13 protein-coding genes are annotated in these 23848 nt (G+C 61.8%); 8 read left to right on the forward strand and 5 right to left on the reverse strand.

The window, feature by feature from the left end:
* Nucleotides 1–90: 90 nt before the first annotated feature.
* The 5 genes from VHX65_03760 to lexA all read right to left on the reverse strand — a co-directional run bounded on the left by VHX65_03760 (nucleotide 91) and on the right by lexA (nucleotide 7688).
* Nucleotides 91–1608 (reverse strand): glycosyltransferase family 87 protein, encoded by a 1518-nt coding sequence (locus tag VHX65_03760; GenBank protein HEX3997648.1) that lies wholly within the window; start codon nucleotides 1606–1608, stop codon nucleotides 91–93.
* Nucleotides 1609–1761: 153 nt separating this feature from the next.
* On the reverse strand, nucleotides 1762–2487 hold the full coding sequence (locus tag VHX65_03765; protein HEX3997649.1) for a C4-type zinc ribbon domain-containing protein: 726 nt from the start codon (nucleotides 2485–2487) through the stop codon (nucleotides 1762–1764).
* A gap of 287 nt (nucleotides 2488–2774) precedes the next feature.
* Nucleotides 2775–4463 carry a sigma-70 family RNA polymerase sigma factor gene (locus tag VHX65_03770; protein HEX3997650.1) on the reverse strand — a complete coding sequence of 563 codons (1689 nt, stop codon included), beginning with the start codon at nucleotides 4461–4463 and terminating at the stop codon, nucleotides 2775–2777.
* Between the two features lie 215 nt (nucleotides 4464–4678).
* A complete protein-coding gene (gene dnaG / locus VHX65_03775) occupies nucleotides 4679–6580 on the reverse strand; it encodes a DNA primase (GenBank protein ID HEX3997651.1) in 1902 nt (633 codons plus the stop codon).
* Nucleotides 6581–7085: 505 nt separating this feature from the next.
* Complete coding sequence (gene lexA, locus VHX65_03780; GenBank protein HEX3997652.1) at nucleotides 7086–7688, reverse strand: transcriptional repressor LexA; 603 nt, start codon at nucleotides 7686–7688, stop codon at nucleotides 7086–7088.
* 497 nt (nucleotides 7689–8185) lie between these two features.
* Here lexA and VHX65_03785 point away from each other — a divergent pair, with 497 nt between their 5' ends.
* The 8 genes from VHX65_03785 to VHX65_03820 all read left to right on the forward strand — a co-directional run bounded on the left by VHX65_03785 (nucleotide 8186) and on the right by VHX65_03820 (nucleotide 23676).
* Nucleotides 8186–12022 carry an SEC-C metal-binding domain-containing protein gene (locus VHX65_03785; GenBank protein ID HEX3997653.1) on the forward strand — a complete coding sequence of 1279 codons (3837 nt, stop codon included), beginning with the start codon at nucleotides 8186–8188 and terminating at the stop codon, nucleotides 12020–12022.
* A 214-nt stretch (nucleotides 12023–12236) separates the two neighbouring features.
* On the forward strand, nucleotides 12237–13553 hold the full coding sequence (locus VHX65_03790) for a 3-deoxy-D-manno-octulosonic acid transferase (protein ID HEX3997654.1): 1317 nt from the start codon (nucleotides 12237–12239) through the stop codon (nucleotides 13551–13553).
* Nucleotides 13554–13628: 75 nt separating this feature from the next.
* Nucleotides 13629–15224, forward strand: a complete 1596-nt coding sequence (locus VHX65_03795; protein ID HEX3997655.1) for a hypothetical protein — start codon at nucleotides 13629–13631, stop codon at nucleotides 15222–15224.
* A 44-nt stretch (nucleotides 15225–15268) separates the two neighbouring features.
* Entirely contained in the window at nucleotides 15269–16567 is a 1299-nt protein-coding gene (locus VHX65_03800; GenBank protein HEX3997656.1) for a hypothetical protein, read from the forward strand.
* Nucleotides 16568–16855: 288 nt separating this feature from the next.
* Nucleotides 16856–17224 carry a 30S ribosomal protein S12 gene (gene rpsL / locus VHX65_03805; GenBank protein ID HEX3997657.1) on the forward strand — a complete coding sequence of 123 codons (369 nt, stop codon included), beginning with the start codon at nucleotides 16856–16858 and terminating at the stop codon, nucleotides 17222–17224.
* Nucleotides 17225–17309: 85 nt separating this feature from the next.
* On the forward strand, nucleotides 17310–17780 hold the full coding sequence (rpsG, locus tag VHX65_03810; protein ID HEX3997658.1) for a 30S ribosomal protein S7: 471 nt from the start codon (nucleotides 17310–17312) through the stop codon (nucleotides 17778–17780).
* Between the two features lie 317 nt (nucleotides 17781–18097).
* Nucleotides 18098–20173, forward strand: a complete 2076-nt coding sequence (gene fusA, locus VHX65_03815; GenBank protein ID HEX3997659.1) for an elongation factor G — start codon at nucleotides 18098–18100, stop codon at nucleotides 20171–20173.
* An 80-nt stretch (nucleotides 20174–20253) separates the two neighbouring features.
* Nucleotides 20254–23676, forward strand: a complete 3423-nt coding sequence (locus VHX65_03820) for a beta-ketoacyl-ACP synthase 3 (GenBank protein ID HEX3997660.1) — start codon at nucleotides 20254–20256, stop codon at nucleotides 23674–23676.
* Nucleotides 23677–23848: the final 172 nt, after the last annotated feature.

Here is a 23848-nt window from a genome sequence, read left to right on the forward strand (position 1 = left end):
TCGCCGTCAACACTAGGCGCAAAGCGTGAGCGAGGGACGGCCCGCAGCCGAGTTTACCTTTCGCGGATCCCGCCGGAGCCGTCGAATTGCTCACGCGGCCCGCAGGTCCGGCGAGGGGTCGGCGCCGCCGCTCTCATCGGCCTTTGCGATTTCACCCGCTTTCGCTTTCTTCGACCACAGCATGCCGACCGCGGCGGCGATGAACCAAACGCCGGTGCCGATGCCGAGCAATCCGATTCGGCCCGTCCAGTCTAGCAACAGATAGTGGGCCCATATCAGCCCGACCGCCGAATAGGCCAAATTCTTTGCGAACCGATCTCGGCCGCTCCAAGCAAACCACAGCGGCACGGCCAGCAATCCAGGGGCCGCGATCAGATAATGATGCGCCCACGATAGCGGCGAGATCAAAAGCGTCGCAACGCAGGATGCTCCGAAAGCCGCCGCGATATCGAGCGGCATGCCGCGCCGCGCCGCTCGCCAGCCGATGGCGGTCAACAGCCCCAGCAATCCAAGCCGCATCGCGAGCAGCGCGTCGTGCGCGAACCGACTATCCATCGGCATCGACGGCCCTTGCTCTTCCGGTTCGGCGAGATCCGACGGGCCCTTTCCACACTCGTAGGCCACCAAGTTTCCCAGCCGATACATGGCGTTGACCAGACTTTGATTCCGCACGCTATGGTAAGTCAGATCGTTGCCGCCTCCCACATCCTGATTCAATACGACCAGGTCGACAAAGCGGTGCAAATGCTGCAAATTCGCCGACCAGCCGACCGCCGCCGCCGGAAGCAGCAGCAAGAACAGCGCCAGCCCGGCCGCGATGCCGCCGACAAGTCCGGCGGCCGGAGCGAGCAATCGACGATTCCAGCCCATCACGACCGGCAGCGCCAGCATGGCCGACAGAAACAGCGCGGGCATGATGGGAGTCAGTTTCACGGTAACTGCCAGCGCCAGCGCGCAGCCGCCGGCGGCCCATCCGCGCCACGAGCGGCTCCCCAGCCCGAGCCGCGCACCCAGCAGCACGAGATACGTAACCAGCAATCCGACCTGTCCGCGATGCAGGCAATTGAGCGCCGGCCAAAGCATTGCCGCGCCCGCGCTCGCGACGAGCCAAGGCGGCGCGCTGCCCCAGACGGGTTGGGGCGCACCCGAGGTTCCAAAGGTGGCTGCCATGGGGGGAACTGCCGGTTTCAGCAGCCGCAAGAATCGCAGTGATTCGTAGCAGCAGCCCCAGGCAAACACGAGATTGCAGAAATACCAGATCACCACCTGCCATTGGCTATCCAATTTCGCCAGCGGCGAGAGCACGATTGCCAGTAGCGGCGGATAGAGATAATGCCAGCCGCGCGGATTCGACACCAAATAAGGATCACGGCCATCGAAGAACGCGGCGCCGGCCACGGTGTAGACCGTCAGATCGGTCATGTGATTCAGCGGCCGCGCCGGATCATACCGGCCTCGGTTGCGAATGTCGGTCAGCCCCCAGCCGACAAAAAAAGCCGCCAGCGCGATGCAAATCGTCGTCCGAGTCGATTTCGGCAGATACCGTGCCGGCGGAGACGCAGGATCGAGCGAGCTCGAAGTGTCAGATGGTGCAGCAGCGGGCGGCATTGGTCGCATCCATGCGAGGGCGGGGCGGGAACCGAGCGAGGGGCGGGACTACCGCATCGGCAGGCTTGGCCGAACGAAACGACGCGGACTGTAGTCGTCGGCCGACCGACAGTCAACCGCAGCTAAAGGCTGGTTAAATTTCCGACGGCGCGCCTAAGCCTTTTTCGTCGGCGTGCGGTCTTCCGGCAGGTAGAGCAGCCGGCCGCAGGTCTTGCAAAACACGACGCTTCCCATCGAGAGTTGGCTCATGATGTTGGGGGTAAGCTGTTTATGGCAGCCGCCGCAGCTTTCCCCTTCGACCTGGGCCATCGCGTCTTCGCCATGCGCTTTCACGATCCGCTGATAAGCTTCGCGGAGATCGTCGGGCAGGCCGGTCTCGGCTTCGCGCAGCTCTTTTTCCAACCTGGCGACATCGGCGAGCAAGTTTTCTTCTTGCGACCGAACCGCTTGCTGCACTTTGACGAGTTCTTCCTTGGCTTTGGCGAGTTGCTGGTCGGCCTCAGAGATCGTGAGCTTGAACTGGTCGCTGCGCTCCATCGCTTCGAGAATCTCGTCGGAGAGCACGCTGTTGGCCATCTCATCGGCCAGGATTTGATCTCGCAGGGCCTGATATTCGCGATTGGTGTGGCAGGTGTTCAGCTTGTTTTTGAGGTCGAAAATCTTGGCCTCGCCGGACCGCAGCAGCAGTTGTTTCTGATCGATGGCGACGCGGGCCGCCTTCGAATCGGCCTGGAATTTGGCGCGTTTTTCTTCGGCGGCGGCGACGTTCGCCTGCCGGGCCTTGATCTGCTTCGGCCCCCGGTCGAGGCGCTCGCGCAGATCGGAAAGCTGACGATGAAGGCGGTGCAATTCGCGGAGCGCGGCCGCGGTGAATGTCATTGAGGTGTCCTCCTGGGATGCCGTACCTACTAGCATACGACGCAAGGCAACACGCGCCCAGCGCTGATTCGCGCCGGCCGTTTAATTGCAACGGGGAATGCTCACGCGGAGGCGCGGAGACGCGGAGGAGAATCCTGCATTCAGCGGCTCAAAAGATCGCTCTCCGTCGCAGCCATCTGCTGCCTTTCTCCGCGCCTCCGCGTCTCCGCGTGAGATCAAAAAAACACGGCGGCCAGGTTTGGCCGCCGCGTCGGTGCGATCGTAGATAATACGCCACTCGCCGGCGATCACGCTTGGGCGACGCCGCCCAAAAAGCCTTCCAACTGCTTGCTGCGAACCGGATGTTGCAGCTTGCGGACGGCTTTGGCTTCGATCTGCCGCACGCGCTCGCGCGTGATCTTGAAAATCCGGCCCACTTCTTCGAGCGTGTAGGTGTAGCCGTCGCCCAGGCCGTAGCGCAGGCGGATGATTTCCCGCTCGCGATACGTGAGCGTTTTCAGCAGGCCTTCGATCTTTTTGCGCAGCATTCCCTGCGAGGCCGAGATCAACGGGCTTTCGGTGCCGTTGTCTTCGATAAACTCGCCGAAGCTGCTGTCTTCGCTTTCGCCCACCGGCCGGTCGAGGCTCACCGGATGCCGCCCGATATTCAACACCCGGCGCACTTCCTCGATGCCGATGTCGGCGGTGCGGGCGATTTCCTCGGTGGTCGGCTCGCGACCCAATTCTTGCAACAGCCGCTTCGAAATATTTCGCAGCCGCGACAAGACATCGATCATGTGCACGGGGATGCGGATCGTCCGGGCCTGATCGGCGATGGCACGCGTGATCGCCTGGCGAATCCACCACGTGGCGTAGGTCGAGAATTTGTAGCCGCGGCGATATTCGTATTTATCGACCGCCCGCATCAGGCCCGTGTTTCCCTCTTGGATCAAGTCCAGGAAGCTCAGGCCGCGATTGCGATATTTCTTGGCGATCGACACCACCAGCCGCAAATTCCCGCTGGAAAGCTGCCGCTTCACCTGCTCGAAATCCTGGAACTGGCGGACCATGATCTCGCGGCGATTGCGGAGGCTGCGCGGGCTGTCGAGCGTCGAGAGCATCAAGTCGCGGAGCTCTTTGCGGAGGTTGGCCAATTCATCTTTCGCGGCAGTCTGGCCGACGACCTTCTTGATGCGCTCGCGAAGATAGTCCATGCGCCGCGAGCTCTCGTGCATCTGCTTGACCATCTGCGTCACGCGGCGAGTGCGAAGGCTCAGTTCTTCGACCAGCGTCAGCGCCTTGCGGCGGCGGCGCAGGAACCGTTGCCGCGCTTCGAGCCATTCGGCTCGCGGCGTGCGGCGGCTGATTAGCTTGCGGAAATCTTCGCGATTCTGCTCCAGCAAGTGCTTGAGCGTGCGCAGATTGTGCGGCATGCGGGCCATGATCTGCTCTTTGGTCAAGCGCTCGGTCAGCGAGACCTTGATCGTGCGGTCGAAGGGCAAGATCCCCTTGTGTACTTTTTCGAGCGTGTCGACCGTGGCTTGCATCGCGAAATTGCAGCCCAACACCGAGCGGCGATAGCGCTTCCGCGTGACTTCGATCTTCTTGGCCAGCGAGATTTCTTCCTCGCGCGTCAGCAGCGGAATTTCCGCCATCTGCGAGAGATACATCCGAATCGGATCGTCGCTCAGCTTCGGCGATTCGGCGGTTCGCGCCGGCAAGGGCATGTTGCGCAGCGCTTCGATCTCTTCGGCATCGAGTTCGTCGGCGTGATTGCGCGCGGGCTCGCCGCCGGCGGCGACCGATTCGACGGCTTGGGCCGGCGCCTCCGTGACCAGCTCGATTCCCATTTCATCGAGGGCCACGAGCAAGCTGTCGAGCTTTTCCGGATCGACCGCTTCGTCGGGCAGATAGTCGTTCACCTCGTCGTAGGTCAGATAACCCTGGGCTTTGCCTTTGGCCACCAATTCGGCCAATTCAAGATCGCAATGGTCCACTTGAGTTCTCCTTACTCCCGCTTGTCGGGCGCGGGGCTTGGCGATGCTCTCTTCCGGCCGCAAGATCCTGAGTGTAGCAGGCACACTCGGTGTGCCGTCCGCTTGGCAACTGCATGCTAACGGCACACGGAGTGTGCCTGCTACTTCCTAGATGGTCCGCTCGCGGTTCCACCGGAGCGAAGTCAGGATGAAGACGGCGCGGAGGCGAGGCATCCTTACCCATCCGTGGGCGCGGAAATGCCTTGCCGATTCCTCTTTTGCTCAATCAATTGCTGCAACACATCCAACTCTTCGTCCGCTGCCAGACGCTTTTCCTCGACCGCACGCGCCTGGTCGCGCGTGCGGCGATCTTCGTCTCGGCAGCGAAACGCATCCAACAACTCGCGCAGCCGGGCGGCCGCGTCGAGCGATCGCTTCGCATGGCCTTGCTCGTCCAACTCGACCAATAGATTCTTGTAGCGCGGGTCGTCGAATTCCAGCAGCAAGCGCTGGAAATCGGGCGTCGCGCCCGCCGCGGCCAGGCGGCAACAAGCAAGGTAAATCCGCCGGCTCGCCTCGCTCATCAATTGCTCCGGCCGAATCACCTCGGCCACCGCCGCCACCGCTTCCGGTTCCAACAGCAAAATTTCCAGTAGCTCGCGATCCCACGGGTTCAACGCCGCAAACGCGACGGGTGCATTGGCCGATGAATCCCCTTGCAACGTTCCCCCGCTGGAGCCCGCAGCCGAGACAGTGTTCTTAGCCGATCGCTGCTTTTCCCGCAGTTCGCTCAACCGCCCACGCAGCACCGCCTCGTCGATGCCAAACATCCGGGCCAGCCGGGCCATCATCGCCCACTGGCGAATGCGCGTTTCGCTCGTCGTGCCTTCGCGCAGCCGCGGCGCCTTGGCGATCGTTTGCAACAGGCCATCGAGAGCCACTTGCGCTTGATGCGGCATCGTGGCGATATCCAATCCACGCGTTGCCATGCGAAAGGCATGTTCCAAAGCATCGACCGGCGAGTCGAGCAATTTGCGAAACGCGTCGGCCCCACGTTCGAGCAGGAAATCGCAGGGGTCCAATTCGTCGGGCAAGGTGACGATCCGCAAATCGACTTGCTCGGCCACGAAGAGCGACAGCACTTCGCCGGTCCGCTTCTGGCCCGCCTCGTCGCCATCGAGCACCAGCACGATGCGATCGGCAAACCGCCGCAGCAAGCGAATATGCCGCTCGCCCAATGCCGTGCCCAACACCGCGAGCACATTTTCAAAGCCGAACTGCCGGGCGACGATGCAGTCCGTATAGCCTTCCATCACCACGGCGGTGCGGCTTTTGGTGATCGCATCGCGGGCCAAATCGAGCCCGTAGAGCATGCTGCTTTTGGAAAACAGCGGCGTTTCGGGCGAATTGACGTATTTGGCCGGATTCGTCGCAGCGTGTTCCGGCAGTACTCGGCCGCCGATCGCCACCGGCCGGCCTTGCACATCGCGAATCGAGAAGATCACTCGGCCGCGGAAGCGATCGTAGTGTCCGCCGCCATCGCGCCGGATCAGCAGGCCGATCTTTTCCAGCACCGCCGGCGAAAATCCGCCGTGCAACGCTTGCTTGATCAGCCAATCCCAGCGATCGGGCGAAAAGCCGAGATGGTAGCGATGGATGCTTTCGTCGCTGATGCCGCGATCATCCAGATAGCGCCGCGCGCTTTCCGCTTCGGGCGCCGACATCAAGCATTCCGCAAATTGCTGTTCCGCCCAGGCAGCCGCTTGATAGAGCGTCCGTTTCTCGTCGGCGTTGCCTGCTTCTCGCCCCTCGCCCCTCGTCCCTCGCCCCTCGCTTTGCCGCGGCGTAAGCGTGATGCCCGCCCGATCGGCAAGCATGGCAAGCGCTTCGGGGAAATCGATATTCTCGATCTTCATGACGAAGCTGAAGATGTCGCCGCCGAGATCGCAGACCCAGCATTTGAACGATTGCCGATCTGGGTTCACTTGCAAGCTGGGGCGCGTGTCGTCGTGCCAGGGGCAAATGGCCTTGTAGCCGCGGCCTTCGCGCCGCAATTGCAGATAGCTGCCGACCAGATCGACGATATCGATCGCCTGGCGGACCCGTTCTTTATCGTCGAACGACGAAGCGAAAGACACTTGGTCCAACCCCCTGGAACGCGTGCGGCGGGCGAGCAAATTAATTACACGAGCCAGAGGGGTCCGCCTTGACCCAAGTTCGCCAACTTGTTGTTCGCCAGTTTGGGAACAAAAAACTGGCCTTGTCGTCCCTGACCGTGGGGCGATTATAGGCGCGCCCTAGGCGCGGGTCAACGGCGGAAAATCGCGGCAACTTTGGGCAAAACAGGTGACTTGGACTCGACCGAAAACCAACTTCTCCGCAAGCCCCTCTCCTCTTGCGGCAGAGAGCAGGGTGAGGGGTTCAAAAAACGGAAGTCATTTTTCGGTCCAGACTTCGAGCAAGGAATTGCCTTGCCCTGGCAGCCTGCCGCCGCATGCCACGATTGGGCGAATGGAGCGACGGTCGAACACCTTCCTGAAACGACCTGTTGTGGCCGATCTCGAATCGATGATTAAGTGTCACGCTTGCGATTCGTAGAGTTGCTTGTCAGGATATTCGTCTTCGCTAAATGGTGTCGTGCGGTCAATCCACTTTTCTCACCACGCCGACCACCACCCCTAGCACCCGCGCATCCTTTACATAGATCGGCTTCATCGTCGGGTTGGCGGGCTCCAGGCGAATGCGGTTGGCTTCCGGAAACCAGCGCTTGAGCGTGGCTTCGCCGTCCTCGGTTTGCGCGACCACGATCTGGCCCGGATGGGCCGTGCGCTGCTTGTGCACGACCACATAATCGCCATCCGCGATTTGGGCGTCGATCATCGATTCGCCGCTCACTTCCAGCACGAACAGATTTTTCTTGCTGAACATGGCCTCGAAATCGACCCGTTCGTTTTGCTCGATGGCTTCGTGTAGCACGCCGGCCGCGACCCGTCCGGCAAGCGGCAGCCCGCGCTGATCGATGGGTTCGGCCACGAGCTGAATCGCTCGCGACATGTTCGGCTCGCGGGTAATGAGTCCCTTCTTTTCGAGTGCCTTGAGATGGCACATCACGCCGTTCGGCGAGCTGATCTGGAATTGGTCGCCGATTTCGCGCACGGTCGGGCCGTAGCCCCGGTTGCGAATCTTGTCGCGGATGAATTCATAGACGGCCCGTTGCCGCTTGGTGAGCCGATCCAGTTCGATCATTGCCGCACCTGGTTGAAAGGGAGATTGTTTCAATTCAAAATACGCGGAGCAAGCCGCGGCCTGTGGAGTTAAGAACGAGGCGTCAACGACGATGTCATTTTGGGCAGTCGAGCAACAATGCCCGACTGAAGACAAATTTAATATACGGTTGTTCAGAGTCAATAGCGTCTGTACAGTTTTTTCGGACGAGGTGGGTGCTAGCACGGCCCAATGCCGGGGCCTCTGAGGGGGTTCAAGTACGCGCGAAACCGCAAGCGGGCTGCCAAGCCGGTGGCGGATTGAAGCGCGCTTGCGGTTTCGCGCGTGGGCCCCCCTGGGGGCTTTTGCAGACGCATTATTATTGTCTCGGATCGCCGGGCGCCGGCCGAGACGGCTCGCCTTGACCCACTTGCCGCATCGCTATAAACTTTGATGTACGAAAAAGTTACGCCCTCGTTATACAGCGCGCCGGCGGAGATCGATCGAGATCGCCCCGATGCAGCGCTGAATTCATCGACATGACCGATACACAAAAAACCGAGCACTCCGCCGGACTCGAATTGCTCGAGCAAAGCTGGGATGTAGTGGCCGGTTTCTTCGCCGGATTATCGAGCGGGATCGAGCGCGGCATTACGTCGCTGTTCGGTTCGTCGAATGCCCGGTTTGTCCGAAAGCTCCAGCCCAAAGTCGAGGCCATTGGCGCTTTGGAGCCGAAATATCAGGCGATGAACGATGAGCAGCTTCGCGCTCAAACGGTTGAATTCCGCGGCCGCCTTGCAGCGGGAGAATCGTTCGACGACATTTTGTTCGAGGCCTTTGCCGTCTGCCGCGAAGCCGGTCGGCGCTACCTCGGCATGCGGCATTTCGATGTGCAGTTGATCGGCGGCATGGTGCTGCATGGTGGGGCGATTGCCGAAATGGTGACCGGCGAAGGAAAAACGCTCGTTGCCACGCTCCCGGCCTATTTGAACGCTTTGGAGGGCAAGGGCGTACACGTCGTCACGGTCAACGATTACCTCGCCCGCCGCGATATGGAGTGGATGGGTCCGCTGTATCTCGGCTTGGGGCTCACGGTCGGCGCCATCCAGAGCAACATGGACTCGGCCGAGCGGCAGAAGGCCTATGCCTGCGATATCACCTACGGCACGAACAACGAGTTCGGCTTCGACTATCTTCGCGACAACATGCGTCCGGCCGCCCGCGGCGACAACCATTATCCCAAGCCGTTGCAGCAGGCCCAGGGCCCGTTGCATTTCGCGATCATCGACGAAGTCGACAACATTCTCGTCGACGAAGCTCGAACGCCGCTCATCATTTCCGGCCCGGCTCACGACGATGTGACCAAATATGCCAAGGCCGACCGTCTGGCCCGGCAGTTGAAGAAAGACGAGCATTTCGAGGTCAAGGAAAAGGAGCACACGGTCAATCTGACGGATGAAGGCGTGCGGGCGGCCGAAAAGCTTGCGGGCGTGGAAAGTTTCTACACCGCCGGCAACATGGAATGGCCGCATCTGATCGACAACGCTCTGAAAGCCCATCACCTCTATAAGCTCGACGTGAACTACGTCGTTCAGGAGGGCGAGGTAATCATCGTCGACGAGTTTACCGGCCGCTTGATGCACGGCCGCAATTGGAGCGACGGATTGCACCAGGCCGTCGAAGCCAAGGAAGGGGTGAAGATCAAGGAGGAAAGCCAGACCCTCGCCACGATCACGCTGCAGAACTTCTTCAAGCTCTACGACAAAATCTGCGGTATGACCGGCACGGCCATGACCGAGGCGGCCGAATTCTGGAAAATCTACAAGCTCGACGTGATCGCCATCCCGACCAACAAGGACATGAGGCGCATCAATCATCCCGATGTGATTTATCGCAGTGAAACCGAAAAATTCACTGCCATTGCCGACGAAATCGAGCATATCAACAAGTGGGACATGATCGAGCTCGCCGACGGCACGCAGTTCGCCGGCACGATCACGAAAGAAACGCCTGACGCGATCGATTTTCAATCCTCGGATCGCCGCACGAAGGAAACCTACCCCCGGGAAAAGATCCGAGAGATTCAGCACAAGGGGCGGCCGGTGTTGGTCGGCACCGTGTCGATCGAAAAGAGCGAACGGCTTGCTTCGCTGCTCGAACGGCGCGGCATTCCCCACGAAGTGCTCAACGCCAAGCACCACAAGCGCGAGGCCGAAATCGTTTCCCAGGCCGGGCGAAAAGGGGGCGTCACCATCGCCACCAACATGGCCGGCCGCGGCACCGACATCGTCTTGGGCGGCAACCCGGAAACCATGGCCTGGGCAATGCTGCAAGACAAATATCCGACGCGGCTCGACGTGCCGCCGGCCGAGTGGGAAGCCTTGGTGCGCGAGGTCGAACAGCGCGAGCAGATGAAGGACAACGGCCAGCAGGTGAAGGAGATGGGCGGCCTGCATATCATCGGCACCGAGCGCCACGAATCGCGCCGCATCGACCTCCAGCTTCGCGGCCGCTGCGGCCGGCAAGGCGATCCGGGCAGCAGCCGCTTCTACCTGTCGTTGGAAGACGACCTGATGCGCATCTTCGCCGGCGAATGGGTGAAAAACATCCTTACCCGCCTCGGCATGAAAGAAGGCGAAGCCATCGAAAGCCGGATGGTAAGCCGCCGCATCGAGGGCGCGCAGAAAAAAGTCGAGGAGCGCAACTTCGATATCCGCAAGAACCTGCTGGAATACGACGAAGTGATGGACGAGCAGCGAAAGCGCGTCTATGGCTATCGCCAGAAGATTCTCGACGGCGCCAATTGCAAGCAGTTGATTCTCGAAATGATCGACGGGCAAATCGATCACTATTTGAAAATCTTCCTCGATCCGCATTATGGCCAGGAGACATTTGCCACCTGGGCCGGCGGGCTGTTCACGTGCGAGATCGACTCGAAGCCGCTTGCGGGCCTCGATTTCACCGCCGCCGATCGCTATGTGCGCGACGAAGCCGAACGGGCCGCGGAGTCGCAGATTTTCGAAGCCGTCGAAGAAAAGCTTCCCGAGGGGGAAGAAGAAACCGAGTGGAATTGGGAAGATCTGGCCAAGTTTTCCAATCTGCGATGGAAAACCAATTTCCGCGATCGCGATCTGAAAAAGATTGGCCGCGACGAAGTGGTGCCGTTCCTCATCGAGCGCTCGCGCGAGGCGATCGCCAAGGTCGATCTGAGCGAAGGGGCGCGCTTCCTGGCCGATGGCTTCGGAGTGCAAACCGCCTGTGCCTGGGTGCAGCATAAGTTCGGCATCAAGCTCGATCCGGCCGACATGCGCAAAGTCGAGCTACAGGCATTCAAAGATATGGTCCACAGCCGGGGCGTCGCCGCCTACGAAGAAAAAGAAATCGAATACCCGGTGCTCGCCGGCATGGCCCACTTCATGAGCCATGAATCGTCGGGGCAGAAGCGGCTCGATCGCGACGGCCTGGCCGCCTGGGCTCGAAAGCGTTTCCAAGTCGAGCTGGACAACGACGAGCTGCGCGACAAGCAGCGCGACGAAGTCCGCGCGATGTTGATCGATAAAAGCCGCGCCTATCAGGCGAAGTTCGTCGAAGTGCTCGGCGAATTGAATCGCCGCGTCGAACAACTGCCCGCCGAACCGGTCTCGGCCACGGCGCTCGCCATCACCGACAAACACGCCGGCGGCCCGCACGCGAACGGCCATGCCGCAAACGGCCATGCTGCCGAGGATCAGCATCCCGGCGATCCATTCGTCGCCGCCAACGGCGCTCTCGGGTCCGTGCTGGATTGGCTGCACACGACGCTCGAACGGCCCGCTCCATCGCCGGCCGAATTCGCCCGATTGCGCCGCGAAGAATTGAAGAACCGGTTGGCCGTGGTGGTCGAAGATCGCTTCCGCCCTGAGATGCGGGTGCTCGAGCGATCGCTGGTGCTGCAGATTCTCGACACGGCATGGAAAGACCATCTGCTGGCGATGGACCATTTGCGATCGGCCGTCAGCCTGCGCGGCTGGGCACAAATCGATCCGAAGGTGGAATACAAGCGTGAAGGCATGCGCACCTTCGAGCAGATGTGGACGAGCGTCGGCGAGCGTGTTACCGATTTGATTTTCAAGATCGAGCAGTTGGATCAAGAGTTCGTCGGCTCAACGTGGAAAGAGAGCCGCGCGGTGCACGAAGAAGCGCCCGGCACGCAAGACATCGCCCGCCAACAGCAATCGGCGATCGACGCCAGCGAGACGCAAGCCAAGATCGAGCCGATCCGCAATCAAGGCCCGCGCCCCGGCCGCAACGAGCCGTGCCCATGCGGCAGCGGCAAGAAATACAAAAACTGCCACATGCGATCGGATCAACAGGGAGGCGCGAGGCGAACGGCGTAACGCCTCGCGCGGATCGCATCAGACCGACGCCGCCGCAACGCAAGTCCCTCGGTACTTCAGTCAAGGGTGAAAATGTGACACGTCGCCGGCGGAGCCGGCGGCAAGGATGCTAAAGAGAATTTCCGCGACCGAGTCGCGGCTTACGTAGACCGCCGCTCCGTGGCGGAAAACCCGCGAGGAAAATCGCGGGCCACTTTGGGAATGGAATCCCTCGATGGCCTATCTGCTCGACGCTTGTTATCTGCTGGCTCTCCTGCTGGCTTCGCCATGGCTCTTGTGGCGATCCTTGCGCACCGGCCGCTATCGCGAAGGATTCGCCGCGAAATTGCTCGGGCTCGTTCCTGGGCGCACCGGCCACGAGGCGTGCGTCTGGCTGCACGCCGTAAGCGTCGGCGAAGTGAATCTCCTAGGGACGCTCCTGACCGAGTTGGCCATCGAACGGCCGGATTGGCAATGCGTCGTCTCGACGACCACGCAAACCGGCTACGCGCTGGCTCGCCGGCGCTATCCCGATCTGACGGTCTTTTATTGCCCGCTCGATTTCAGTTGGGCCGTTCGTCGGGCGCTGCGGCGGATTCGCCCGACGCTGTTGGTTTTGGCGGAACTCGAGTTGTGGCCCAATCTGATCCGATTCGCTTCGGAGAGCGGTGCAAAGATTGCCATAATCAACGGCCGGCTGAGCCCGCGCAGCTATCGTGGCTACCGCCGGCTGTCGTGGTTGATTCGCCCGCTCGTCCGGCGGCTCGACGTGATCGCCGCGCAAAACGACGAATACTCCAGCCGATTTCTCGCGCTCGGCGCCGGTCCGGAGACGGTGCGCACCACCGGTTCGATGAAGTTCGACCGTGCGCAAACCGATCGCGCCAGCCCGGCCGTTGTTCGATTGCAGAAGCTGGCGGGCTTCGCGGCCGACGACACCGTGTTTCTCGCCGGTAGCACCCAGGAACCGGAAGAGCTGCTGGCGCTTGATGTGTTTTCCCGCCTGCGCGAGGCGCATCCGAAACTGCGGCTCGTGCTCGTGCCGCGGCATCCCGAGCGATTTCAAGGCGTCGCGGCGAAACTCGTCGCGGCGGGCGTGCGCTGGCAGCGCCGCACGGAATTGGATTTCAGCGGACCGGATCCGAAAGCGCGCGTGCTGTTGGTCGATAGCGTCGGCGAATTGAGCGCCTGGTGGGGTACCGCCCGGATCGGTTTCGTCGGCGGGAGTTTGTCGAGTCGCGGCGGCCAGAACATGATCGAGCCGGCCGCCTTCGGGGTCGCCACGTCGTTCGGGCCGAACACGCAGAACTTTCGCGACGTGGTGGCCGCACTGCTGTCGGCCGAGGCGGCGGTGCAAGTGGCCGATGGCGAGGCGTTATTCGAATTCGTGCGAGGCTCGGTGGAAGATCCGTGCCATGCCGCGGCGCTCGGCAGGCGAGCGCAGAGTTTCGTCGCCGCGCAGCGCGGCGCCACGCGTCGCACGCTGGACTTGCTCTTGCCCCTGGCCGATTCTCCGCCGGCCCGAAAAGCCCCGTCGCGCGAGGCCGCGTAATCGAATTTTGGCTTATTCCACCAACCACGTTTTTCTTTCGCTCAAACTAAAGCACTCACAACCACGGATGGAACCATGAACACCGCTTCCACGGATCGCTGGTATTGCCGCTGCACGGCTCGTAACAGCATGCTCCGCCGCTGCATTGCCTTGACGGCAATTTTCTTGCTCGTTTCGTTCGCCGGCTGCGGGAAAAGCTCGACGCCGCCAGCGGCCGAAACGGCTGCGAAGGACGCGCCGCCGCCAGCCGCCGCCGCAGCGCCGGCCGATGCGACCGTCGCTGCGCCGAGCGGTGTGCAAAATATTGCGGTGAGCACGGCGTCTGCCCCGGCCGAGAAGCCTGATCCGCGCCGTGTTTTCATGGCCCGCGATCGCGAACTCTACGAACAAGCCGTGAAGCTGCAGAACGGTGAGAAATTCGCCGACGCCGGCAAAGTGTTCGCGCAAATCGTCGAACTCAACATCCAATTTTGCGGCAAGGATCATTATCGCACGCGCTTCGCGCGGAATCGCTTGCACGAGAACGGTTGGCTGGCGGCCCTGTCGGCCGTCGATCGCAAGAAGCTGCTCAATAGCCGGCAATTGGGCGAAACCTCGATGGAAGATCGTGCCCAAGGTCGGCCCATCGAGGCCGTCGACCATACTCGGCAAGCAGCCCAAATCCTCGGCGATCTCGGCGGAAAAGAAACGATCGCCTTCGCCAAGCTGTGCGAGCTGAACGGCGTGTCGTCGGCCGACGCCGGCGATCTGGCGGCGGCCGATCGCAGCCTGCGGATGGCGATCGAAGTCTACGGGAAGACGGTCGGCCATCCGTCGCTCGAAGAAGCCAGCGCGCTGGCCGCGATGAGTGAAATGTATGCCACTCGCGGCGACATGCAAGCGTCGTTGCAGTGCATCATGCAAGCGGTCAACGCCGAAGTAGCGTGCCGCGTCGCCGGCGAGCCGGATGCCATGGCGTCGTACCTCATGTGCAAGCTCGGCCGGCGATTTCGCGATCTGGGTGAATACGCGCTGGCCGAACATATCTTCCAGCAGACGGCCAATGTGGCTCGCCTCGCCAACGGCATCCGCAGCAACGAATATATCGGTTGCACCCAAGATCTCGCGGCAACCTATCTCTACGAAGGCAAATACCACGAAACCGAGGCGATCGAACTGGAGGTGCTCGAATTAATCGACCAAGGCGCCGCTTCGGGCTCGAACACGCTGGCGATTCTCGCCCGGGGATTGATGGGCTGTGCCTATGTGCAGATGGGCAAATTCGACATGGCCGACCCCGTGCTCATGCGCACCCTCGATCTGGCCCGCAATACGCTCGATGAAAAGAGCCCCTATGTCGGCTTGCTGGAAGGGGGCGTCGCGGAATTGGACATCGCGAAAAAACAATATCAGGCGGCCGAGCCCCTCTTGGCCCGCGCCATGTCCCTCTCGGAACCAAAGAACGACCTGTACAAGCCATGGTATATGCGGCTGGTGAACGACCAGCTCACCGTGTTGCGCAATACCGGTCGCGAGGCGGAAGCGGCGAAACTGCAAGCTCGCAAAGAATCGCTCGAATCGAGCCGCGTCGCGCTGTGCAACAAGCTCCGCGCGGCCGGCCTGTTGCCCAAAGCCGCGCCGGTCGACTCGACTCCGCAAATGGCCTCGCGCCCCTCGCCGATCATCCGCTGATTGCTGGCGCACAAGCGCGCTTCGGCGCACGCAAGGAAATGTGCATGTTCGTTTCGTCGAAGCTGGTGCTGACGATGGCGACCGCAGCCGTTGCGCTCGGGATGGCCGCCGTCGGGCTTGCGCAGGTGCCGGCCCCTGCGCCGACGCCATTCCCCGGCTCGACCGCCGAATCGCCGACCGCGTCACCGCCGAGCGCCGCGGTCCCCTCCGCCGCGCCGTTGGAGACGGGCCCTCCCGTCCGGCCATCGATCGCCCGGGTGGTCAAATCCAGCGGTATCCTCCCGAACGATCACGGCCAAGTTTGGCGTGAATACGATATCAGCCCCTTCACGCTCCGCCCCAACAATGCCAGCCGGCCGGAACAGGCGATCGTCGATTGGATTCTTCGCCAGACGGGCTATGAAGCGTGGCACTCCGAACCGCTCGGGATTCTCAGCGCCACGCACACCACGCTACGGGTCTATCACACGCCGGAAATGCAAGCGGTCGTTTCGGAACTGGTCGACCGATTCGTCAATCCGCCGGCGCAAACGCAGATGTTCAACATGCGCGTCGTCAGCATGGGCAGCCCCAGTTGGCGGGCGAAGTTCGTGAAGATCATGCATGCGCTGCCGGTGCAATCGCAGGGAATCCAGGCCTGGCTGTTGACACGCGAAGACGCGTCGCTGCTGTTCGCCGATTTGCGCAAGCGCAGCGACGCGCGCGAATTCAGTTCGCCAAACGCGCTCGTGGCCAACGGGCAATCGATCGTCGTTTCCACGATGCATCCCCACGGCTACACCGGCGCCGTCACCCTCCATCCCGAGCAGATCCATCCGGGCTTCGAGCCGCAGGTGATGCAATTCAACGAGGGATTTTCGCTCGAATTCAACCCGTTGTTGTCGCTCGATGGCCGATCGGTCGACGCCATGATCCACTGCGATATCGATCAACTCGAGCGGACGGTGACGGCGAGTGTCGATGTTCCCACGCCGATCGCCCCGCGGCAGCACACCGAGATCGAAATTCCGCAAACATCGAGCTACCGGCTCCGCGAACTTTTTCACTGGCCTGCGAACCAGGTGTTGATGATCAGCTTCGGCATCGTGGCCGCGCCGATCGCCTCGGAATCGCCGATCCATTTCTCGCTCGGTTCGGGGCCGCCGCGAGCGGAACTGCTTGCATTCATCGAAGACCGCGGGACTGCGCCTAATCCGCTGGCCGGCACGATTCCGGCGGGAGCGGCGCCGGTTGTCACGCTACCCGGCACGGCGCCGATGACCGTGCTGCCGGCGGTCCCGCCCGCGATCGAGCCTCTCACCGATCGCCGCAGTGCAAGCTCGATCTATCGCTCACCCTATTGAGCGGAATTTCACGCGCAGGCTCGGCCGGAAAATAACTTCTCCGCAGCCCCCTCTCGCCTTGCGGGAGAGTGCAGGGTGCGGGATTCGAAAAACGGAAGTTATTCTTCGGCCGAGACTAACGCCGTTTTGAGGAGCAAACACGCCACGGCAATTGACGGGCGACATGCCGACTGCCTCGAGCTTGGCATTACCTAACGCCCGCCTTGACACCGCCCGGCAATCCGGTAATCTAAGGGATTCAATTGGGGAATATGCCAGCGGTCAACTTCCAGCCTGAGCCGTGACCAGATGCCAACGATCAATCAATTAGTTCGCCGTGCTCGCAAGCCGCCGCGAAAATTCAGCAAATCGCCGGTGCTCGACCGCTGTCCGCAAAAGCGGGGCGTTTGCTTGCAGGTCAAAACGATGACGCCGAAGAAGCCGAACTCGGCTTTGCGGAAGATCGCCCGCGTGCGGCTTTCGAACGGCAAGGAAGTGACCGTTTATATCCCCGGCGAAGGACACAGCTTGCAGGAACACTCGATCGTGCTGGTGCGCGGCGGGCGAGTTCGCGATTTGCCAGGCGTTCGCTACCATATCGTCCGCGGAGCGCTCGATACGCTGGGCGTCGAAGGACGCAAGCAGTCGCGCAGCCTGTACGGCGCGAAGAAGACGTAACGCTAGCATCCGCAGCGAGCGACATCACAAAAGCGACCGACAAATAGATAATAACTGTTCAAACCCGCATTCTTGATTTTTAGCCATGGGCCGAATTACCGCCAGCCGCGAAACGTTGAAACCCGATCCCCGCTTCGGTTCGATCCTTGCCAGCAAGTTCATCAATTGCTTGATGCACGACGGCAAGAAGAGCACCGCGCAGCGCGTGTTTTACGATGCGCTCGAGATCATCAAGACCAAAGTGCAAGGGACCGAGCCGATCGACGTGTTCACCCAGGCGTTGGAGAACGTGAAGCCCTCGATCGAGGTTCGCTCGAAGCGGGTCGGCGGGGCCGCGTATCAAGTGCCGATGCAAGTGAATCGCAACCGCCAGCAGTCGTTGGCGATCCGCTGGATTCTGACGTCCGTTCGGGAAAAGAAGGGCCGGCCGACTCACGAGAAATTAGCCGAAGAACTGATCGCCGGCTTCAACCGTGAAGGGGCCGCGATGGCCAAGCGGGAAAACGTTCATCGCATGGCCGATGCGAACAAGGCGTTTGCACACTTTGCGTGGTAGGAATTCATCATTTGGATGGTTCGGGCCGGAAGGATTCTGGCTCGTGGCAAGAAAGGTCAATGGATTGACGATTCGCTCCTCGGAACACCCGGCCGGTATTACCGGCCTCAATTTTCGGGACCGGAGGACAGCGACCGCGGTTTAGGGTTTCGGAGGCCGTCCTCGGATCCCTAGCCCCCGGTCTCTGGCCTCTGGTCCTTTTTTGTTTGTGACGCGCACGCTGGCAAGACGGGGTCTGGCTCATTTTTCGGTTCGTGGCGGCCTGAACGACCGCCAGCGGCATCGCCGAAAAATGTGCCTGACCCCCTGAATCACCAATGAACCGCACGCTGGCAAGCATTCGAAACATCGGCATCATCGCCCACATCGATGCGGGCAAGACTACCGTTACCGAACGGATGCTCTACTACACCAAAGCCAGCCACAAGATGGGCGATGTCGACAAGGGAACCACCGTCACCGATTTCGATCCGGAAGAACAGCAGCGCGGCATCACGATCTATTCCGCTTGCGTCAGCTTTCAATGGAAAGACGTAACCGTGAATCTTATCGATACACCCGGGCATGTGGATTTCACCGCCGAAGTGGAGCGGAGCCTTCGTGTATTGGACGGCGGCGTGGTGGTGTTCAGTGCTCGCGAGGGAGTCGAGGCGCAGAGCGAAACGGTTTGGCGGCAGGCCGACAAATACGGCGTTCCGCGGTTGGCGTTCATCAACAAGATGGACCGCGAAGGGGCTGATTTCGCCGGCACGCTCGACGAAATTCGCAAGCGTCTGGGGGCCAATCCCGTGGCAATCCAGATTCCCTGCGGAGTCGGACCGCCTCACGTCGCCAATCCGTTTCGCGGCGTGATCGATTTGATCGACATGCGCATGCTTCGCTTCACTCCCGAGAGCCAAGGAGCGGAGTTGGTGGCCGAGGAAATCCCTCCGGAAATGCACGACGAGGCCGAACTGTGGCGCGAGCAAATGCTCGGTCAGCTCTTCGACTATTCGAACGAACTGGCCGAACTGGTGCTCGAAGAATCGCCGGTTCCGACCGAGTTGATCCACCGCGTGCTGCGCGAGGCCACGGTGCACCGGATGATCGTGCCGGTGCTCTGCGGCTCGGCGCTCGACCACATCGGCATCCAGCCGCTGTTGGATGGGGTGATGTTCTACCTGCCGAGCCCGGCCGATATGCCGCCCATCGAAGGCGTCGATCCGCGACAGCCGGAAACCCGTCTGGCGCGGAAGCCGGACGTCGGCGAGCCGTTTTGCGGATTGGTGTTCAAGATTCTGGCCGAGAAGCACGGCGATTTATACTACGTGCGGATTTATTCGGGCCGGCTCAAGGCCAATAGCCGCGTCTACAATCCCGGCAAGGACAAGAAGGAAAATGCCGCCCAGCTTTGGCATATCCAGGCCGATCGCCGCGAGCAGGTGCCGTCGGCCGAGGCGGGCGATATCGTCGGCATCATCGGCCCGCGCATTTCGGTTACCGGCGATACGGTTTGCGACGCGGCCGAACCGATCCTGCTCGAATCGATCCATTTCCCCGAGACGGTGATCTCAATGGCCATCGAGCCGGAAACGTCGCTCGAGCGCAAGAAGCTCGGCGAGGTGCTCGAGATGATGAAACGCCAAGACCCGACTTTCCGTGCCCATGAAAACGAGGAAACTGGCCAGACGATCATCAGCGGGATGGGTGAATTGCATCTTGAGGTGATCAAGCACCGCCTCTTGCGCGATTTCAATCTCGACGTGCGCGTGCACAAACCGCGGGTCAGCTACAAGGAAACCGTGGCGGCCGCGGCCGAGGCGATCGGCAAGTGCAACCGCCAGATCGGCGGCCAAACGCTCTTCGCCGAAGCCAAGGTTCGCATCACCCCGCGAGACGACAACAAGCCGGCACACGTCTTCACGAACTGGTTTAGCGAAGCCGCTCCGGTGCGCAATGCCATCGCCACGCTCGTCTCGGCGCTGAAGGAGCATGCCGAAGGGGGCGGGATGTTGGGCTGCCCGCTTTGGAATTGTTCGCTCGAATTGCTCGAGCATCCGCTGCCCGAGCCGATTCCGACGGAAGTGCCACTGCGGATCGCGGCCGCCGATGCATTCAATCGCGTGTTGGAAGCCGCGGGCGTCGTGCTGTTGGAGCCGATCATGGCTGTCGAAGTCACCACGCCCGACGAGCACCTGGGCGACGTGATCAACGATCTCCAGCAGCGCCGGGCGATCATCACCCGCACGCAGAATCGCGGTGTGATTACGGTCGTCGACGCGGAAGCGCCGTTGGCGGCGATGTTTGGTTATTCGATGGCCGTGCGCAGTTTGAGCCAAGGGCGAGCGAGTTTTTCGATGGAGCCGTTGAAATATGGCCCCGCGCCGCCGGAAGTGCGTGAAGGATTTATGTGATAGCGCGGGTGAACACGGCAACCCTGCTTCATGGATGCAAGCAGGATAGGCAAGAAGCCTGAAAAGAACAAAGGATTGTTATGTACCAGACGAGTCTCGACACTCGGGGCCGCAGCACCGCGGAGTCGATCGACGCCGATCCCCTTCTGCAACTCTATCGCTGGATGCTGCTGAGCCGGCAACTCGATACCGCCAAGGCCGACCTGGTCAACCGCGGCGAAGCATTCTTCCATATCTCCGGCTGCGGCCATGAGGGAATGGCCGCCCTCCGCCCGCATCTCACCTCGGCCGATTGGCTCCATCTGCACTACCGCGATCAGGCCCTCGCGCTGGCGATGGGCGTTCCGCCGGAGGCGTATCTCAATAGCGTGCTGTGCAACAGCCAATCGTATTGCCAGGGGCGGCAAATGAGCGCCATGCTGAGCTGGCGCCCGCTCAACATCTTGAGCACCACCACGTCCGTCGGAAACAGCGGGCTGCAAGCCGCCGGCGTGGCGCTCGAAATCCGGGATCGCCCCGGCCGGCCGATCGTCGTTTGCTCGATGGGCGACGGAACGAGCCAGCAGGGCGAAGTAATGGAAGCGCTCGCCGAAGCCGCTCGATCCGAACTGCCCATGTTGTTCGTCGTGGAAGACAATGGTTATTCGATCTCAACGCCCACTGCCGGCCGGACATTTTATAACGCGTCGCGCGGGACCGTCGAGCCGCAAAGCTTCCTTGGCTTGCCGATCCATCGGCTCGATGGCCGCGACGTGGTTCCCTGCTATCGCCAGCTCGGCCCGATCGTTGAATCGGTGCGATCGACGCGGCGCCCGGCAATCGTGCTGCTGCGCGTCGAACGTCTTGCCGACCACTCGAATGCCGACGACGAGCGGCTCTACCGCAGCGAAGAGAATCGCCGCGAGGCCCGCGAAACGGGCGATCCGATCCAAAATCTTTCCCTCCGGCTGCTCGGCCGCGGAACGCCCCAAACGACGCTCGAAGCGATCGAGGAAAGCGTGCGCGGCGAGATTCTGGCCGCCGTCGAACATTCGCTGGCCGTCGAGCAGCCGGCGGTCGTGCTCGATGCCAAAGCGAAGCTTCCTCCACATCTCGTTTCATCCGCCGCCGAATTCCGTGGTGACGGCAGCAATACGAACGGCGCGGCCCAACTCACGATGCTCGAAGCCATGCGCGAGGTGCTGCGAACGCGGCTGGCTGCCGATCCTCGCGTATGTCTGTTTGGCGAGGATATCGAAGATCCGAAGGGGGATGTCTTCGGGGTAACACGCGGCTTATCGACCGCATTTCCCGGCCGGGTGGTGAATTCGCCGCTCAGCGAAGCGACGATCATGGGCGTCAGCATCGGCCGGGCTCTGATGGGTTCGCGGCCCGTCGCCTTCTTGCAATTCGCGGATTTCCTGCCGGTGACGCTGAACCAGGTCATGTCGGAACTAAGCACGATGCACTGGCGCACGGCGGGCGAATGGAATTGCCCGGTGATCGTCATGGCGGCCTGCGGCGGCTATCGCCCCGGCCTGGGACCGTTTCACTCGCAAACCATGGAAGCGATCGCCGCACACATGCCGGGCGTCGACGTGTTCATGCCCTCGACCGCCACCGACGCGGCCGGCTTGCTGAATGCGGCCTTCGAATCGCCCCGGCCATCGCTCGTTCTCTATCCGAAAGTCTGCCTCAACGACCGCAACACGACCACCTCGGCCGATGTCGAACGCAAACTCGTTCCGATCGGCAAGGCGCGGCATGTCACGCGCGGCGATCATCTATCGATCGTCGCCTGGGGAAGCACCGTGCAGATTTGCGAAAAAGCCGCGGCCGCGATCGCCGCCGCGGGCCAAGGCCTCGGCGTGGATTTGATCGATTTGCGATCCATCGCGCCTTGGGATCAAGACGCGGTTCTCGAATCGGCCACGCGCACCGGCAAGCTGTTGGTCGTGCATGAAGACAATCTAACTTGCGGCTTCGGGGCGGAAATCGTTGCCACCGTTTGCGAGAAAGCTTCGCGGCGCGTTGTCGCGCGGCGCGTGACGCGTCCCGACACGTATGTGCCGTGCAATTTCCCGAATCAGCTCGAAGTTCTGCCGTCGTTCAAGCGCGTGATGAGCGTTGCCGCCGAACTGCTGGATCTCGATTTGACGTGGACCTTGCCACCCAGCGGAGACGACGGACTGTTTGTCGTCGAAGCAATGGGAGCGAGCCCTGCGGATCAGGCGATCACGATCGTCGAATGGGCCGTGAAGCCGGGGCAGCACATCACGGCCGGCGATCATTTGGCCGTCGTCGAGGCCGATAAGGCTGTCACCGATTTGAGCGCTCCGGTGACCGGCATCGTCGCCCGGCTGCTGGTGGCGCCCGGGCAATCGGCGCGGATCGGCTTGCCGATCGCCGAAATCAGCCCGGAAACCAAGATCCGCCGCCAGCGGCAAACCACGCGCGAAGAGTCGGGCACGCCCGTGCTGCGGCGCCGGGGGAAGGCGACCGCTCCCCGCGAAGCAGCCGACCGCGGTTCGGCGACGCCGATCGGATCGCTCGTCGCCATGTCGGCCCCGTATGCGGCCCGCGGAAGCCGCTTGGTGACAAACGCCGAATTGGCCCCGCGGTTCCCCGGCAAGACGGCGGAAGATATCGTCCGCGGCACGGGGATTCATGCCCGTCCCTGGCTCGGCGAAGGCCAAACGATGCTCGCAATGGCGATGCAGGCCGTGCAAGCCGCGATCGCGGGCGAGGGAATCAAACCGCACGACATCGATTTGATCATATGCAGCACAAGCACTCCGCCATTCGCCACGCCAACGACGGCTTGCCTGGTGCTCAACGAACTGAGCAAGCTGGGTGAATCGCTTGAAATCCCCGCCTACGATCTCTCGGCGGCGTGTTCGGGCTATTTGTATGCGATGGCATCGGCACACGATTTCCTCCGGGCCAAGCCCAATGGAATCGCACTCGTGCTCACGGCCGAAGCGATGTCGCGGGTCGTCGATCCGGCCGATTTCGATAGCGCGATTCTATTCGGCGACGCGGCGTCGGCAACAATCCTTTACGGCCAGGAAAACGTCGGCGGTTCGCGGGCAATGGTTCGCCGGCCGGTGCTCTCGGGCAAGGGCGAAGACGGTTCGCTGCTCAGCGTGCCGAGCGCGGGTTGGGGCGGTTATCTGAAGATGAACGGCAAAAAGGTTTTCGCCGAAGCGGTCAAACAGATGGTCGCGATCTTGAAGCGGGCCTGCGCCGAAGCCGGCATTCAGATCTCCGATTTGAGTCTCGTCGTGCCCCATCAGGCAAACGCGCGGATCGTCGAAGCCGTCCGCCAGCGGGCGGGGATCAGCGTGGATCGCATGGTGAACGACATCGGCCAGTCGGGCAATACTTCCTCGAGCACGATTCCGCTCTGCCTGGCAGACTTGCTCGTCAAACAGCCCGCCGGCGGCAAAATCGGCCTATGCGCCTTCGGCGCCGGCCTGACAATGGGCGCCGCGATCGTGGAGTTGCTGCCCGCCCAATCGTAGCGGTAGAGGGGTTAGGGTGAGCGGGCGTTCGCGGTGTGCCACTGGCCAGCGCAGTCGGCCAGTGCGAGCGCCGCTTGAGCTCGCACATAAATGGAACGTTCGGCGGCGTGCGTCCCTCGCTAACGCTTCGGGCTACAATGCGATCGCCGGCGATTCGTGCCTCAAAGCTTCG

This window comes from Pirellulales bacterium (assembly GCA_036267355.1).
Classification (GTDB): domain Bacteria; phylum Planctomycetota; class Planctomycetia; order Pirellulales; family DATAWG01; genus DATAWG01.